Annotated in this window: 12 protein-coding genes; 6 read left to right on the top strand and 6 right to left on the bottom strand. The window is 47.6% G+C overall.

Annotated elements, in window-relative coordinates:
- Positions 1 to 7: 7 nt before the first annotated feature.
- The 4 genes from EV202_RS06290 to EV202_RS06305 all read right to left on the bottom strand — a co-directional run bounded on the left by EV202_RS06290 (position 8) and on the right by EV202_RS06305 (position 4,476).
- Entirely contained in the window at positions 8 to 1,030 is a 1,023-nt protein-coding gene (locus tag EV202_RS06290) for an ABC transporter ATP-binding protein (RefSeq protein ID WP_131926241.1), read from the bottom strand.
- 19 nt (positions 1,031 to 1,049) lie between these two features.
- Positions 1,050 to 2,087, bottom strand: coding sequence for an iron ABC transporter permease (locus EV202_RS06295; protein ID WP_106040312.1), 1,038 nt, complete (start codon positions 2,085 to 2,087; stop codon positions 1,050 to 1,052).
- Positions 2,084 to 3,256: an ABC transporter substrate-binding protein gene (locus EV202_RS06300; protein ID WP_131926172.1), complete on the bottom strand. Its 1,173-nt coding sequence runs from the start codon at positions 3,254 to 3,256 to the stop codon at positions 2,084 to 2,086. The genes EV202_RS06295 and EV202_RS06300 overlap by 4 nt, the downstream gene beginning before the upstream one ends.
- Before the next feature lie 623 nt (positions 3,257 to 3,879).
- The gene (locus tag EV202_RS06305; protein WP_131926174.1) at positions 3,880 to 4,476 is read right to left on the bottom strand and encodes a DUF417 family protein; all 597 of its coding nucleotides are present in this window, start codon (positions 4,474 to 4,476) and stop codon (positions 3,880 to 3,882) included.
- A 170-nt stretch (positions 4,477 to 4,646) separates the two neighbouring features.
- On the opposite strand from EV202_RS06305, the gene EV202_RS06310 reads away from it, so the two are divergent.
- The 5 genes from EV202_RS06310 (at position 4,647) to EV202_RS06330 (ending at position 12,173) form a co-directional block, all read left to right on the top strand.
- On the top strand, positions 4,647 to 5,399 hold the full coding sequence (locus tag EV202_RS06310; protein WP_131926176.1) for a precorrin-2 C(20)-methyltransferase: 753 nt from the start codon (positions 4,647 to 4,649) through the stop codon (positions 5,397 to 5,399).
- A 65-nt stretch (positions 5,400 to 5,464) separates the two neighbouring features.
- Positions 5,465 to 5,854, top strand: a complete 390-nt coding sequence (locus tag EV202_RS06315; RefSeq protein ID WP_106068697.1) for a DUF1573 domain-containing protein — start codon at positions 5,465 to 5,467, stop codon at positions 5,852 to 5,854.
- Between the two features lie 104 nt (positions 5,855 to 5,958).
- Positions 5,959 to 7,953: an OPT family oligopeptide transporter gene (locus EV202_RS06320; protein ID WP_131926178.1), complete on the top strand. Its 1,995-nt coding sequence runs from the start codon at positions 5,959 to 5,961 to the stop codon at positions 7,951 to 7,953.
- A 33-nt stretch (positions 7,954 to 7,986) separates the two neighbouring features.
- Entirely contained in the window at positions 7,987 to 11,208 is a 3,222-nt protein-coding gene (locus EV202_RS06325) for a glycoside hydrolase family 2 TIM barrel-domain containing protein (RefSeq protein ID WP_131926180.1), read from the top strand.
- Positions 11,209 to 11,384: 176 nt separating this feature from the next.
- Positions 11,385 to 12,173: an N-acetylmuramoyl-L-alanine amidase-like domain-containing protein gene (locus EV202_RS06330; protein WP_106068694.1), complete on the top strand. Its 789-nt coding sequence runs from the start codon at positions 11,385 to 11,387 to the stop codon at positions 12,171 to 12,173.
- A gap of 136 nt (positions 12,174 to 12,309) precedes the next feature.
- Here the strand turns inward: EV202_RS06330 and EV202_RS06335 are convergent, their stop codons facing one another.
- Entirely contained in the window at positions 12,310 to 13,422 is a 1,113-nt protein-coding gene (locus EV202_RS06335; protein ID WP_131926182.1) for a PspC domain-containing protein, read from the bottom strand.
- Between the two features lie 299 nt (positions 13,423 to 13,721).
- On the bottom strand, positions 13,722 to 14,048 hold the full coding sequence (locus EV202_RS06340; RefSeq protein ID WP_106068692.1) for a PadR family transcriptional regulator: 327 nt from the start codon (positions 14,046 to 14,048) through the stop codon (positions 13,722 to 13,724).
- Between the two features lie 283 nt (positions 14,049 to 14,331).
- Here EV202_RS06340 and EV202_RS06345 point away from each other — a divergent pair, with 283 nt between their 5' ends.
- On the top strand, positions 14,332 to 16,239 hold the full coding sequence (locus EV202_RS06345) for an NADH-quinone oxidoreductase subunit NuoF (RefSeq protein WP_131926184.1): 1,908 nt from the start codon (positions 14,332 to 14,334) through the stop codon (positions 16,237 to 16,239).
- Positions 16,240 to 16,241 lie beyond the last annotated feature (2 nt).

The following is a 16,241-nucleotide window of genomic DNA, read 5'->3' on the forward strand; positions in this document are numbered from 1 at the left end:
AGTATATCTATTTAATGTCTACAGTCTGTATCACGAGTTCAAGCAATTCTTCGATGGAACGTGCGGTGGCCGGCTCCTTGTCCGGTCTGTGCAAAACAAAGCTGCCGTCGTCTTTCAAGTCTCCGGTTTCGATGTACGTTGCCGACTCCACGTTGCGGTTTGCCAGGATACCGTTTCGTTGCAGCGCCTTGCGCACCATGGCGTACTTCTGTCCGTGCCCCGCCAGACGTATCTCATCGGTGTATTCGTTGTCCACCCTGAAGAGTCCCGTCTCCAAATCGAAAACGATGCCCTTGCGGGCGAAGAAATGGCTCAGGCTGCCGTTCAGCGAGAGGTCTTCCGGCGTACCGATAGTCACTCCGTTCACCTTGTCCATCAGCCAGATTTTATCGGCAATCTGCAAGGCAAGCTCCAAGTCGTGCGTGGAGAGGAAGATGGTCTTATGAGTCTGCCGGCTGAGCCGGTGCAGCAGTTGCATCATCTCCACCTTGCTGGGGAAATCGAGGAAAGCCGTCGGTTCGTCCAGGTAGATGACGGGCGTCTGCTGTGCAAGCGCTTTGGCTATCATCACCTTCTGCCGCTCGCCGTCGCTCAGGGTGTGCACCATGCGGTGTGCCAGATGAGAAATGCCCACCAGCGAGACGGAGTCGCCCACCACCGCCTTGTCTTCTTTCGAGAGCGTTCCCCAGAAACCGGTATAAGGGCTTCGCCCCAAGCCTATCAGCTCGGTGACAGTCATATTGCGTATGTCGCATTTCTCCGTCAGCACCACACTGATGACACGCGAGAGTTGCTTGTCGGTATAAGTGTCTATCTCTTTTCCTTGGATGAATATCTCCCCGTCCAGCTTCGGCTGGAAGGCGGACAGCGTGCGCAGCAAGGTAGACTTCCCCACCCCGTTTGCACCTAACAGGCAGGTCAGCTCTCCGCTGTTGATTCCGGCGCAGATGCCCTCCGCCACCACCTTGACATCTCCCTTGCCGGGATAGCCGATGGAAAGTCTTTCTATATGTATCGTCTCGTTCTTCATTCTCATTTTTCCACTTATTCTATTCATTCTCTTCACTTTTCCTCTTTCTGAACAACACGGAAGCCACTACGGGCGCTCCCACCAATGCCGTGACCGAGTTTACCGGCAAGGCTCCCTCGAAACCGGGCATGCGGGCTATCAGATTGCATGCCAGTGCCAAGGCGGCGCCCGTCAGCAGGCTGGCAGGCATCAGTATCCGGTGGTCCGAAGAGTGGAAAATGGCACGGCACAGATGCGGCACGGCCAGCCCGATGAACATAATCGGGCCGCAATAGGCCGTCACAATGGCCACCAGCACACCCGAACACGAGATGACCAGCAACCGTGCCCGCTTGATGTCCAGTCCCAGATTGCGCGCGTAGCCGTCGCCCAGCAGCAGCAGGTTCATCGTCTTTATCAACAGGAAAGAGAGCGGAAGCAATGCGGCCATGATACATACGAACAGCATCATCTGGTCGCCCGAGACGCGGGCAAAGCTGCCCAAGCCCCAGATGACGTATGCACGGATGTCTTCCTCCACGCTGAAATATTTCAGCACACCGATGACGGCATTCGCCACATAGCCTATCATCACGCCGATAATCAACAGCGTGACGTTTCCCTTCACTTTCCGGGATACGTAGACGATGAGCGCCATGACGGCCAGCGCACCGACAATGGCGGCAACGGACAATGCCACCTCGCCCATATATCCCAACCGGCTCAATGCCGCACCGCCCATGGCACCGGACAACAATACCACGCAAGCCACTCCCAGGCTGGCTCCCGAACTGATGCCCAGCACCGAAGGCCCTGCCAACGGATTGCGAAACACGGTCTGCATCTGCAACCCGCTGACCGAGAGCCCCGCCCCTGCCACCAAGGCCGTCAGCGCCTGCGGCACGCGCGACTTCCAGATGATGTTCTGCCAAACCACAGATTCGTCCGTGCTTCCACACAATATTCTCCATATCGAGCGGAACGGGATGTGTACGGAACCCAACAACAGATTCAGCAGGAAAAACAGGAGAATCGACGCGAATATCAGCAGCATCGACAGCAGTACAGGTCTTTTCATTCTTTCAGCAGTTCGTAGTAGGCAGGTTTGTAATCGGGCAGCAAATGGGGATGGAAAGCATGTATCAAATCTTCGAGCACCACTTCGGGCTGCATGGGCATGCTCTCGTAGAAAGGTTTATCGCTCATGTTGCAGTAGACGACTTTTTTTTCGCGGAAGGCCCGGAAATCGGCATAGCGCGGATCGAGCGACTTCAAGGCATCGTAAGAGAACTTACCGTCGTAGCTGTTCACTATGCGCCAGAAGTCGGCACTTTCCGCTTGGCTGTACACCGTTTCAAAGTCCAATGTCACACCGCCCGAACGGGGGTCGTCTTTCAGGAAATAGTCCGCACCGGCATCACGAAACAACTCTGCAAGGAAGCTCTTCCCTCCCACGGCATACCAGTTTCCTCCCCTTATCTCTCCGCTGAACACCACCGGGCGTTTCTTCACGCCGGCAGCCAGTTGTTTCAATTCGGTATATCGTTTCTCTATCGCGGCGAACACCTCGTTCGCTTCCGCCTCCCTCCCGATAAACATGCCGATGAATTTAATCCATTCGGCTTGTCCCAACGGAGTCATCTCCTTATATCCCAAATGTGGAACGAGCGGAATGCCGGTTTCGCGCATGGCGTCATACCCTCCCCGTTTGAAGGGAGAAATAAAGATAACGTCCGGATTCATGCTTATTATCACCTCATTGTCAAAATTCCCCTCGATGCCGATTTTAGCAGTCTTGCCCGTCTTCAGGCGTTCGTTCATCTCTTTGTTGAAAAGATGCCGGGTACTGGTGATGCCTGCCACGCAATCGCAGGCATTCAGGCGGATGAAGTTGGAGAGTTGCAACGAGGTCATGCAGATGACGTGCCGCACCGATGTTTCGATGACCGTATAGTCATGGGGAATGCCGGCAGGCTTCGTCCCTTTGGGCACCAAAGCATAGTGAAAAGTATTGCTGCTCTCTTTCTGAGGGTCGTGTATATCGACCAAACGCACATTTCCCGGAAGATGTTTCACCACATATCCCTTTGCATAAACGGGAGTAACAATAGCTGCCGTGTCTGTCGCAGCAACGAGATAATCTGTCGCGGCGGTATCTTGTCCGGAAGCATGTTTTGATTTTGATCCACAGGAAGTTATACATAAAATACTGCAAAAAGCAATGCCTATGGCCGATATTCGCATCATGATTATGAGAGCTTTATAAAATTCGAGTACAATATTCGTCATTTTTGAGGAAATACGCAAGAGCTTTCCTTATAAAAACGACTAATATTCGGCTTTCTCCAGCAAAAGCCATTCCCGATGGAATGCGGGAAAAACGGGTAAAGAGATACCTTGAACCCACTATAAGCAACATGGGAAACAACCTACTACCTGTGCCTGTTTCGTGCATCCGGCAATGAGTTTTTGTCAATAAGAGCAATAAAGATTATGCCAAAAGAAAGAGATGATTATCTTTTCGGGAAATCTTACGAAAGAATCAATATTTTTCCGTAGAACTAAAGGATGCGGGCAGGCGCTTTTACGCATGTGAAATAGCACTTGTACAAGCATAAAGTTACACTTGTACAAGTGAGAGGATACGCCTGTATGAGTGAAGGCTTACGGTTGTACAAGTGAGAAGCAACACTTGTACAAGTGTAAAACCCTCATTTTCAATGCAACTTTTTAAGGGCATTATCGTCTTGGGTTATTTTCTTCATAGGAGAACTCCATGTGATTTATAACTATTTCGTCCGAAAAAATCATCGATTTTCTCCGAACTCTAATGACATCATATCAATTTTACGATGGAGAAGCTGGACAAATCAACTGTTCCGCTTCATCTTACCCAACACGCTTTTTGCATTATCAGACAAGGCAACGATGGCGCCGGCAAGTATGGCTGTATCTTTAATGACCAGACGCCCTGCCCCGGTCAGCAAAGGAAAACCGTGCTCCCCGCTTCCCAAATCGGGCACCCATACTTCGGGGGTCGTAATCAGGAAAGAGAGCGTGCCGATGGTCATGACAATGGCTAATATGGCTCCTACCAAACCTATTTTAGGAAAGAATATTCCCAAGAAAGTTAAAACGCCGATAGTCATGATAAGAATACCCAAGCCATAAGAAAAACCGTAAGTGTTGTTTTCCACATGCCAATGGTATTTTACTTCGTCAAACTCACCTTCTCGCAATTTATAATCCTTGTATTCCGGCGCATCCTGCGTATAAAAGAAATTCATAAAGGGACTGTTGGCTACGAAAGGCACAATACCTTCCGCCTCATAATTCCAGAATTTCAGTCCGCCAATCCACACAAAGATGACCAAAATGGCCACACGAATCAAGTTGATACCTGTTTTTTGTGCCGAAGCAGCCCAAGTCAACGCAGTTACAAACAAATTTTGCAATTTTTCTTTCATCTTTCTTTTACTTTTAGTGATACATCTTTTTTATTTCCCCATCAAACAGCAAGTTAGCATATTTTGTTCATGATAACCATGCCACATTTTGTTTTCTATGAATTATTTCACCACTTTTGTAGCCGTTTTTAAGATTTCGTTTCATTTAATTTTCAATCCATCAAGACAAAATGTATCCTGTTCTATTCGTATCTCTCGGCCCCGGCGATCCGGAACTGATTACCGTAAAAGGGCTGAAAGCCTTGCAAGCCGCCGACAGCATCTTCTGTCCGGAGACAATGAATAAAAACTCCGCAACATCCCCGGCCAGCTCGCGTGCGGCCGCCATCCTTCACCGACTGGAAATCGAGGCAAAGTGTATCATCCGCTTTGACATTCCGATGAGCAGGCAGCGTGACAAAGCCTTATCGGCTTACGACAGTCTTTATGCGGAAATACTGAAACAGCATGCCGATGGAAAGAAAATATGCGTAGCCGCCGAAGGCGATGCGGGCTTCTACGCTTCTATACATTACGTGTACGAGCGACTGCGAAAAAGAGGCATCCCGGTAGAGCATATTGCCGGCGTGCCTGCATTTATTGCAGCCGGAGCACGGGCAGGAATCCACCTCGTGAGCAGAACTGAAACGCTGACCGTACTTCCCGGCACAGCCACAGCCGGTGAAGTGACCCGCTGCATAGAACGAGAAGGCGCCGTCGTCATCATGAAACTCTCCAAGTGCGCGCAAAACATGCACGAACTCATCAGGCTGTATCCGGAATACGATTATCACTATTTCGAAAACGTGGGCACTGCTGACGATGTGTATCTCAAATGCCCCGACCAGATTCTTTCTCGTCCGTTCCCCTACTTCTCCATGCTCATTGTCCGTCGATCGGAAAACACCGATAAGGAACAAGCTATTAATACATTTTCGCAATAATAAAAAACATTTTTCGAGAAAAAGGTTTACCTTTGCCGCGTATAATCATTAAAAGGAATAAGAATATGAAGAAAATCGCTTTTTATATAATGTTGTTAGTGATGAGTATCGGCCATGCTCATGCACAAGGTCAGGCAGACATCAAATTTGAGAAGACTGAACATAATTTCGGTACATTCTCCGAAAACAACCCGGTGGTAAACTATACTTTTAAATTCACCAACATAGGTGATGCACCATTGGTCATCCATCAAGCAGTAGCTTCCTGCGGATGCACGGTTCCCGAATATTCGCAAGAACCGATATTGCCCGGAAAAACAGGAACTGTAAAAGTGACGTACAACGGAGCCGGAAGATTCCCCGGACACTTCAAAAAGTCCATCACTTTGCGCACCAATGCCAAAACTGAAATCATGCGACTGTTTATTGAAGGAGACATGACCGCGAAAGAATGAGAAATAATACACTTTGCGACATTGAATGAAGGAGATTTTTTTAAATCTCCTTTTTTTTTGCTTTCTTTGGAGGCTTAAAAGAAAAACATCAAACTACAAAACCTATGAAACAAGAACAAGAAGAACCGATTACCGGATTGCCGGAAAATGCGTTCCGTGAATTGAAGCCGGGAGAAGTGTACAATCCGTTGATGAGTCCCGAAAAGAAGTATGCAGAAGTCAATGTATGGTCGGTGACGTGGGGCATCCTGATGGCAGTCCTCTTCTCGGCCGCAGCCGCTTATCTGGGATTAAAAGTGGGACAAGTATTTGAAGCAGCCATCCCCATTGCCATTATCGCCGTAGGCGTATCAGGCGCGGCCAAGCGCAAGAATGCTTTGGGCGAGAATGTGATCATACAGTCTATCGGTGCAAGTTCGGGTGTCATCGTAGCAGGAGCCATCTTCACCCTTCCGGCACTTTATATTCTCCAAGAGACATATCCCCAAGAGATTACAGTGACTTTTGCTCAAGTATTCGTCAGTTCTTTGCTGGGAGGTATACTGGGCATACTTTTTCTCATTCCGTTCCGTAAGTATTTCGTTAGCGACATGCACGGCAAATATCCTTTTCCGGAGGCCACGGCCACCACACAGGTACTTGTATCCGGCGAAAAAGGCGGCAACCAGGCCAAGCCATTGTTGATGGCAGGTATCATCGGAGGCTTGTACGACTTCGTAGTGGCCACTTTCGGTTGGTGGAACGAGAATTTCACCACCCGCGTATGCGGTTTCGGCGAAATGATGGCCGAAAAAGCCAAGCTGGTATTCAAAGTCAATACTGGTGCTGCCGTACTGGGTCTGGGTTACATCGTCGGACTGAAATATGCTTCCATCATCTGCGCCGGTTCGCTGGCTGTCTGGTGGATCATCATCCCTGGTATGTCTCTGCTTTGGGGAGACTCAGTGCTGAACCAATGGAATCCTGAAATCACGACTACCGTAGCTTCAATGTCTCCCGAAGAGATATTCAAGTATTACGCCAAGAGCATCGGCATCGGCGGCATTGCCATGGCGGGTATCATCGGCATCATCAAGTCGTGGGGCATCATCAAGAGTGCCGTAGGGTTGGCCGCAAAGGAAATGGGCGGAAAAGCAGATGCGGAGGCCGGAGTAAAACGCACGCAGCGAGATATTTCCATGAAGATTATTGCCATCGGCTCCATCATCACCTTGCTGCTGGTTGTTCTGTTCTTTTATTTCGACGTGATGCAAGGCAATCTGACACATACCGTCGTTGCCATCCTGCTTGTGGCAGGCATTGCATTCCTGTTCACCACCGTGGCAGCCAACGCCATTGCCATTGTGGGTACTAACCCCGTTTCCGGCATGACGCTGATGACACTTATTCTGGCATCGGTAGTAATGGTTTCCGTCGGACTGAAAGGACCTGAAGGAATGGTGGCAGCCCTTGTAATGGGCGGTGTTGTCTGTACGGCCCTGTCTATGGCGGGAGGTTTCATCACCGACCTGAAGATTGGTTACTGGCTGGGCAGCACACCTGCCAAGCAGGAGACATGGAAATTCCTCGGTACTCTTGTTTCAGCTGCTACCGTAGGCGGTGTGATGATTATTCTGAACAAGACATACGGCTTTACCAGCGGACAGTTGGCTGCTCCTCAAGCTAACGCCATGGCTGCCGTTATCGAACCGTTGATGAACGGTGTGGGCGCTCCATGGCTACTCTACGCCATCGGAGCCGTACTTGCCGTTATTTTGAACTTCTTCAAGATTCCGGCACTGGCCTTTGCATTAGGCATGTTCATCCCTCTGGAACTAAACGTTCCGCTTGTTGTGGGCGGTGCTGTCAACTGGTACGTGACCGGTCGCAGCAAAGACACTGCTCTCAATGCTGAACGTGGAGAAAAAGGAACATTGCTTGCCTCCGGCTTCATTGCAGGCGGTGCTCTGATGGGCGTGGTAAGTGCAGCCATGCGCTTCGGAGGAATCAATCTGGTGAATGAGGCATGGGTGCAGAACACATGGTCGGAAGTGCTGGCATTGGGCGCATACGCCATCCTGATATGCTACTTTATAAAATCTTCCATGAAAACCAAATAATAGTTTTTCCATTAACTTAACAACATTATTTCTATGAGAATGCATCATTTACTATTTGGTTTCCTCGCAGTAATTCCGCTTGCCTTATCAGCACAGAGCAGCAATCGCTACGACGACATAACCAATCCTAATCTGACAAGCATCAACAGAGAGCCTGCACGAAGCACATTCACTTCTTACATTACAGAAGCCGATGCTGTCATCAATGACCGTAAGAACGGTACATTCCGTTTATCTCTTAACGGAAAATGGAAATTCAACTATGTGGAGAACTTTACTGACCGTCCTACGGATTTTATGGCAGAACGGGCAGATGTAGGTCGCTGGCCCGAGATCAATGTTCCCGGTAACTGGGAACTGCAAGGTTTCGGCACTCCCATTTATGTGAACCTGCCTTATGAGTTTTGCTCGGCAGGCTATGCTCCTTATTGGGATAAACCCAATCCTCCTTATGTCCCCAAGGAATGGAATCCTACCGGAACTTATCGTCGTGAATTCACGCTGCCGAACGATTGGGAGAACAAATCCATTTTCCTGAGTGCCGATGGCGTACGTGGAGCCGCTTTCTATTACCTCAACGGCAAGTTCGTAGGCATGAGCAAAGACGCCAAGACACCGGCACGCTTCAATGTCAGCACCATTGTTAAAAAGGGAAAAAACACCATAGCCATACAAGTACATCGTTTTTCCGATGCCAATTACTTGGAATGTCAGGATTTTTGGCGCATCAGTGGTATAGAGCGAGACATCTATCTCTATGCCCAGCCTCAAGTTCATCTTACGAACTTCAAAGTGGAAACTCCTTTGGACGAACACTATAAAAATGGAGTCCTGAAGGTTAAGGCACAGTTTACCAACGAAAGCGGACAAAACTCTCCTTTGATCGTATCCTACCGGTTGCTGGACAACAAAGACCAACAGGTAGCACAGTCTTCCATACAGACGGGCATCGGACAAACCGAAGTGGAGTTTGCCACAAAGAGTATTAAAGAGCCTTTGCAATGGACTGCCGAGACTCCCAATCTATACACTTTCATCATCAGCCTGAAGCGTCCGAACGGTGACGTGATTGAAGCCACCAGCTGCAAAGTGGGATTCCGCACCGTGGAAATAAAAAACAAGCAACTGTTGATAAACGGGCAGCCCATTCTCGTGAAAGGAGTGAACTATCATGAGCACAACGAGTATACAGGACATTATGTCACGGAGGATTTGATGAAAAAGGACTTTGAGCTTTGGAAGAGATATAACATCAATACCATACGTACCTGCCACTATCCACAACAAGAGCGCTTCTACGAGCTTTGCGACGAATATGGCATGTACGTAATCGACGAAGCCAACATTGAAAGTCACGGCATGGGTTACGACCTTCGTCTTGGAGGAACTCTGGGAAATAACTCACTCTTCATGAATGCGCACATCGATCGTACACTGAACATGTACGAACGAGACAAGAATCATCCGTCAGTCATCATCTGGTCATTAGGAAACGAAGCCGGAAATGGATTGAATTTCTACGTTACCTACAATACTTTGAAATCGCTCGACAGCCGTCCTATTCAGTATGAACGTGCGCTGATGGAGTGGAACACGGATATCTATTGCCCTATGTATGCTTCGCCCGCAGCTTTGGAGGAGTATGCCCTGAACAAGGACATGACACGCCCCCTTATTCTTTGCGAATATGCTCACGCCATGGGTAACAGTCTCGGCAACTTCCAAGATTATTGGGACATCATAGAGAAATATCCCATCCTGCAAGGGGGATGTATTTGGGACTGGGTAGATCAGGGATTGGCTGCTAAGACCACAGACGGACGTAAATACTGGAAATATGGAGGAGACTATGGAGAATACGGTACGCCTTCCGACGGAAATTTCTGTATCAACGGAGTGGTGTATCCCGATCGCAGCATCAAGCCACAAACGGAGGAGATGGGAAAAGTTTATCAGAACATCAAATTCATGGATTTCGATAAGCAGACCTGCACCGTGAAAATCCGCAATGATTTTTCCTTTACCAATCTGGATAAATATGATTTTTATTACATCATTCGCGATGCCGGAAAGGAAATTTATCGTGGCAAGATAGAGAACATCAAAGCTGCACCGGGCAAGGCTGTAACTTCCGGATTCCTGAATGGCATTCCTAAGGAAAAAAAGACTACGGGGGACGTACGCATAGAATTCTATGCAGCCATAAAGACAGCCGAACCTTTCCTGCCGGTTGGTACAGTCATTGCACGCGAACAGACTTATATCCATACTTTCTTCAAGAAAGAAGCGCAGCTGAAGAAACTTGCAGCATCCAAAGACGAAAGTGGCAAAATAGAATTCTCGGGTATCGATTTCAAGGCGACTTTCGATAAAACAAGCGGTCTGCTCACATCTTACTTATATAAAAAGCACGAGTATATCCTGGATGGTCAAGGTCCCCGACCTTTCTTCTGGCGTGCCCCGACAGATAATGATTATGGAGCACAATTACCCCTCCGCCTCAAAGCATGGAAAGATGCAAGCTATCAGGAACCGAAAGCCGAAAGCTTCCGCGTATTGCAGGGCAACGACTCTACCACAGTAAAGGTGACTTATCGTTTTGCGCAGACAGATGCTCGCTGGAACATTACCTACCGGATATATGCCAACGGAATAATCAAAGTGGACAATCGTTTCGTGACTGAGAATGAGAAAGCGCCAATGATTCCGCGTGTAGGCTTGCGGATGCAGCTGCAGAACTCTTTCAAAAACTTGACTTATTATGGCCGGGGACCGAAAGAGAATTATCGCGACCGTCGAACCTCACAGTTCATCGGAGAATATACTACTCCGCTGAAAACGATGTACGAACCCTATATACGTCCGCAAGAGAACAATCACCGGACGGACATTTATTGGTGTGCACTCACTGACAAAGCTTACCGGGGCTTGCTGTTCATTGCCGACAGCACTTTCGAGATGAATGCTTCCAACTATCCGCTGGAGAGTTTGGATAGTGGCGACTCCATCGACAATGGTGCTCCGCGTACAGCGAAGAGCAACCATCGTCATCTCACCGACCCGCTGCCCAAAGAGATGGTGGACTTATTCATCGACTACCGCATGATGGGGCTTGGAGGAGATGATAGCTGGGGAGCGATACCTCACGAGGCTTACTTGATTCGTCCGGGCAGAGCCAACGCTATCGAATATGGTTTCTCGATTGTTCCGTTCGACAAAAAAGAGGATTATAAATCATTAATCCTGCAATATTAAGAGGTCTTTTGAATTTTACTCCCTCCTGATGAGGCATTTATAAAAAGGATGTAGTACATTTGCTGCATCCTTTTTCACCTTTTTGCAAAAGGAGGGAAAAAGAGTTGGCCATTCGTCACCAAACGCAATGGCTTTCAATAAAACAAAAAGAATAACTAATCAAAAGACTTAAGAGTATGAAAACAATGAGTAAACTTATGTTCTGCATCCTTTGTGCCACAGGCGTGCTGACCTCGGCTTCTGCACAAGTAGGGAAAGAGATGTTGAGTAACGGAATAAAGTATCTGGATATTCCTTATGTGGCTCACACACTCGAAGCGGAAGGTCCGGAAGAACTTATCATCAATTGTGATGAAGTAGATTGCACCACTTTCGTGGAATATGTGCTGGCTGAAACCCTAACTCCGAAAATGGAAGATGGAGACGTATCTGAAACGGCATTCGGCGAGAAGTTGCAAAATATCCGTTATCGCAACGGCAAGATTGACGGATATGCCTCCAGACTGCACTACAATACAGACTGGGTAGACAACGGGATACGCAAAGGATTCCTCGAAGATATCACGGCGAAGATGAGTTCCGATACCGAGAAACTATCCATTTTCTATATGTCATCCCGCCCCCAGCAATACATGCATCTGGCCAATTCGGCAGAAAATGTAGCTAAAATAAAAGAAACGGAGCGCGCATTGTCAGGCAAAATCATCCATTACCTGCCTAAACAGAAACTTCCGGCTGAAGGATTGCCTTGGATTAAAGACGGCGATATCATTGCCATCACAACGAATATTCCGGGATTGGATGTAGTCCACATGGGCATTGCTTTCTATGCCGACGGAAAACTTACTCTGCTGCATGCCTCTTCTACCGAGAAAAAAGTGGTAGTATCTAAAGTCACCTTGTCACAATTGCTGAAAGAAAATGACAAGTGGACCGGAATCCGGGTGATAAGGGCAAAGAAATAAAGACTGAATGCTTACAGCTGATATCGTTTCATAATGAATGAACGGAGGCGCATAGACTACCATCAGTAATGGTAGCTTATGCGCCTCCGTTCATTGGATGTCAGTTCAGGGTTCTTTATCTCGAACCTGCATCAGTTTATATGTTGTGCAACAAACCGATTTCAGGGAAAGTGCTCCCTTGCATCAGATAACAGATGCCGAAACAGGCCGCACTCACAATCCATAGAATGACCAGCGTCCACTTCAGACCTGTATTCATAGGTTGCCACTTGAACATCTGGCTGAAAATACCCCACACAAGGCTGATCAAAGGAATACCCACCACCAAAATTCCGGCAATGTACATCACAATAGCCACTAACGGAGAATCGGGTAATACCACATCGGCCATCGGAAAGAGAGCAATCAGAGCGGCACCACCACCTATGGCCACCATGACTGCGGCAAACAACAGTGTCACAAACAGCACTCCGAATACAAACAATATCGGACTGCAAATGATAGCAAAAATAACCAGACAAATCTTCAAAAACCAACCTGCAACCATTACCAATGCATCACCGATCTTTTGAAATAGAGTACGGGGATTGTCCGACTTCATATAATCGTTCACACCATTAGCCATCTTTTCGAAACCGTCCGTCACAGTCTTACCTATATTCTCTACCGTCACGGCTTCGCCACGCATGTTCAGTTTCTCAGCTGCCGTATGGGCTTCGGGTATAAGCAGCCAACATACGATATAAACCGGAATCAACGTCCCTACCCCACACACCAGAACGACAAGCAGCAACAGGCGAAGCAAAGTTACATCCCATCCCAAATAGGCTGCCAATCCACCGACAACACCTCCCAGCATTTTATCGTCCGGATTTCGGTAAAGACGACGACGAGCAGCACCGTATGCCGCATCGCCGCTCCAAGCACCGGAACCATAGCTCTTGCCGGCATTCGCAGCACCCGAATCGAAACTGCTGTTTTCTTTCTCGGTATCCATATCTTCCGGTTTCCCCATACGGGCAATCACTTCTTCCACATCGGCAATCGTAATTACTTGCAAACCGGTTGACAGTTTCTCTGCAAAAAGCTCGGAAATGCGACGTTCAATATCATCTACAATTTCATCGGCACCTGCTTCTTTGCTAAAGTGCATCTTGAGATTACTCAGATAATTATCCAAAAGGCGGTATGCATCATCGTCTATGTTGAAAACGGTTCCACCCAAATTTACTGTTAATGTCTTTTTCATAAAACCTAATTCTATTTATTGTTTAACTATTTACTATTTTATTTATACGCCAATTCAGGTTCACTCCTCCACACAAGGGCCATTTGTATATATAAAATACTTCATGAAAAACCTCAATTTTATGCTTACTAAAAACTCTCCGGATTTTTACTAATTTTCCAGCGAATTTTTACTAAAAATCCGGTGAGTTTTTAGTAAAAATCGCCGTGCTGATTTTCAGAATGATTTGGGACGTTTTTCTTGTCAAATATTATTAACACAAACTCACATCTTTTATATCAGTCTTAGCATTTGCGACCTCAGGAGTTACTGATGTGGTTGACTGTATCATTGAGTTCTTTCCAAGATACTTCCAATTCGCCGAGAAAGACTTCACCCTCCGCCGTCAACCGGTAATACTTGCGAGGAGGACCTTGCGTAGATTCAATCCACTCATAACTCAAAAGATCGTCGTTCTTCAGACGGGTGAGCAACGGATAAAGCGTTCCTTCCACTACTATCAATCTGGCTTCTTTCAGCTTCTGAATGATGTCCGAAGCGTAAGCCGGTTCCTTGTGAAGCAGCAACATGATACAATATTCAAGCATGCCCTTGCGCATTTGCGACTTTACATTGTTTACATCCATGATGACATTTATTATTTGACTATTTATTATTCTATATTCCTCATTGTTTTATCTTCTTCAGGTTGTTTTCTCGATAAACTGTCATTATACCAACCTTCTTTGTTTGGTACAAATATATGCATTGCATCAATACCATGTATTACATAGTACCATCTATTATTAATTATTAACAGACTAAAGAAGCATAATTACATATCAATGTAAGCGCTCTTCCTTTTTTCTCTTTATTTCTGCTATTTTTAAATATTTTCATATCTTTGTTTCCGACCTAATCCATTACGTAATGAAAATACTGACTAATCATGATCTGGAAGCTATCAGGAAGAGGGCGGAAAATGCGCTTCGGCTACGCAAGCAAAGCAATGAGTTGCGAACGGAACAATGCTGCGGACTGGCATCGGGCACAAAGCATCTGCAAATCCTGATTTGTGGCGGTACAGGGTGCAAAGCCTCTGCCAGCCATGTCATTGCCGAGAGACTGCGGCAGGCACTCGAAAAAAACAAAATTACCGACAAGGTAGACGTGATTACAACCGGCTGCTTTGGCTTTTGCGAGAAAGGGCCTATTGTCAAGATTATCCCCGACAATACGTTCTATACACAAGTCGCTCCGGAAGATGCCGATGAAATCATCGGCAAGCATATCATCGGCGGGCAAAAAGTAGAACGGCTGCTCTACGTAGACCCTAAGACGGAAAAGGCTGTCAGCGACTCCAAGCACATGGACTTCTATCGGAAGCAAATGCGCATAGCTTTACGCAACTGTGGCTTCATCGACCCTGAAAACATAGAAGAATACATCGCCCTGAATGGTTACAGAGCATTGGCAGAGAGTTTGCTTACCAAGAAACCAGAAGAAGTGATAGAAGTAATAAAGTGTTCCGGACTGCGCGGACGCGGCGGAGGCGGTTTCCCCACCGGAAAGAAATGGGAATTTGCCGCCCATCAGCAAGCGGATATAAAATATGTGGTGTGCAATGCCGATGAAGGCGACCCCGGCGCATTCATGGACCGCTCCATCATGGAAGGCGACCCGCACTCTATTGTAGAGGCCATGGCCATCTGCGGCTACTCCATAGGTTCGTCGAAAGGATTGGTTTACATCCGTGCCGAATACCCGCTTGCCATCCAACGCTTGAAGACAGCCATTGCGCAAGCTCGCGAATACGGGCTATTGGGCAACAACATTTTCGGTACAGACTTCTGTTTCGACATCGAAATCCGTTACGGCGCAGGAGCGTTTGTCTGTGGCGAAGAGACGGCGCTCATTCACTCCATGGAAGGAAAACGCGGCGAACCTACCCTGAAACCACCCTTCCCGGCAGAAACCGGATACTTGGGAAAGCCCACCAACGTGAACAATGTGGAGACACTTGCCAACATACCGATTATACTTACAAAAGGAGCCGAATGGTTTTCGTCCATCGGAACGGAACATTCTAAAGGAACCAAAGTTTTCGCCCTTGCCGGAAAAATCAATAACGTAGGGTTGATAGAAGTTCCTATGGGTACGACACTTCGCGAAGTCATCTACGAAATCGGCGGCGGCATAAAGGGGGGCAAGAAGTTCAAAGCCGTGCAAACAGGCGGCCCCTCCGGAGGCTGCCTGACAGAGAAGCATCTGGACACCCCGATAGACTTCGACAACCTGCTTGCAGAAGGCTCCATGATGGGTTCGGGCGGCATGATTGTGATGGATGAAGACGACTGCATGGTGTCAGTAGCCCGTTTCTACCTCGAATTCACCGTAGAAGAGTCTTGTGGGAAATGTACTCCATGCCGCATCGGCAACAAGCGGTTGCTTGAGATTCTGAACAAGATAACCCAAGGTTGCGGAACGGAAAAGGACTTGAAAAAACTCTCCACACTGGGGCAGGTGATAAAGGATACCACCCTCTGCGGATTAGGACAGACCTCACCCAATCCGGTGCTCTCCACGCTCAACAACTTCTACGATGAATATCTGGAACACGTAAGGGACAGAGTGTGCCGGGCACGGCAATGTAAGTCGCTGCTCACCTACACCATCAATCCGGAATTATGTATCGGGTGCCACCTCTGCTTCAAACATTGCCCGGCAGATGCTATCTTGGGAGATGTGCGCAAACCGCATGTCATCAATCCGGACAAATGTATCAAATGCGGCATGTGCATGGCTCGCTGCAAATTCAAAGCAATATCCGTATGCTAAAA

It is taken from the genome of Prevotella heparinolytica (genome assembly GCF_004342845.1).
Classification (GTDB): Bacteria; Bacteroidota; Bacteroidia; order Bacteroidales; family Bacteroidaceae; genus Bacteroides; species Bacteroides heparinolyticus.

Coding starts and splice junctions, on each gene's coding strand:
- EV202_RS06290 (WP_131926241.1), bottom strand. CDS start 1,030: ATGAAGAACGAGACGATACATATAGAAAGACTTTCCATCGGCTATCCC.
- EV202_RS06295 (WP_106040312.1), bottom strand. CDS start 2,087: ATGAAAAGACCTGTACTGCTGTCGATGCTGCTGATATTCGCGTCGATT.
- EV202_RS06300 (WP_131926172.1), bottom strand. CDS start 3,256: ATGATGCGAATATCGGCCATAGGCATTGCTTTTTGCAGTATTTTATGT.
- EV202_RS06305 (WP_131926174.1), bottom strand. CDS start 4,476: ATGAAAGAAAAATTGCAAAATTTGTTTGTAACTGCGTTGACTTGGGCT.
- EV202_RS06310 (WP_131926176.1), top strand. CDS start 4,647: ATGTATCCTGTTCTATTCGTATCTCTCGGCCCCGGCGATCCGGAACTG.
- EV202_RS06315 (WP_106068697.1), top strand. CDS start 5,465: ATGAAGAAAATCGCTTTTTATATAATGTTGTTAGTGATGAGTATCGGC.
- EV202_RS06320 (WP_131926178.1), top strand. CDS start 5,959: ATGAAACAAGAACAAGAAGAACCGATTACCGGATTGCCGGAAAATGCG.
- EV202_RS06325 (WP_131926180.1), top strand. CDS start 7,987: ATGAGAATGCATCATTTACTATTTGGTTTCCTCGCAGTAATTCCGCTT.
- EV202_RS06330 (WP_106068694.1), top strand. CDS start 11,385: ATGAAAACAATGAGTAAACTTATGTTCTGCATCCTTTGTGCCACAGGC.
- EV202_RS06335 (WP_131926182.1), bottom strand. CDS start 13,422: ATGAAAAAGACATTAACAGTAAATTTGGGTGGAACCGTTTTCAACATA.
- EV202_RS06340 (WP_106068692.1), bottom strand. CDS start 14,048: ATGGATGTAAACAATGTAAAGTCGCAAATGCGCAAGGGCATGCTTGAA.
- EV202_RS06345 (WP_131926184.1), top strand. CDS start 14,332: ATGAAAATACTGACTAATCATGATCTGGAAGCTATCAGGAAGAGGGCG.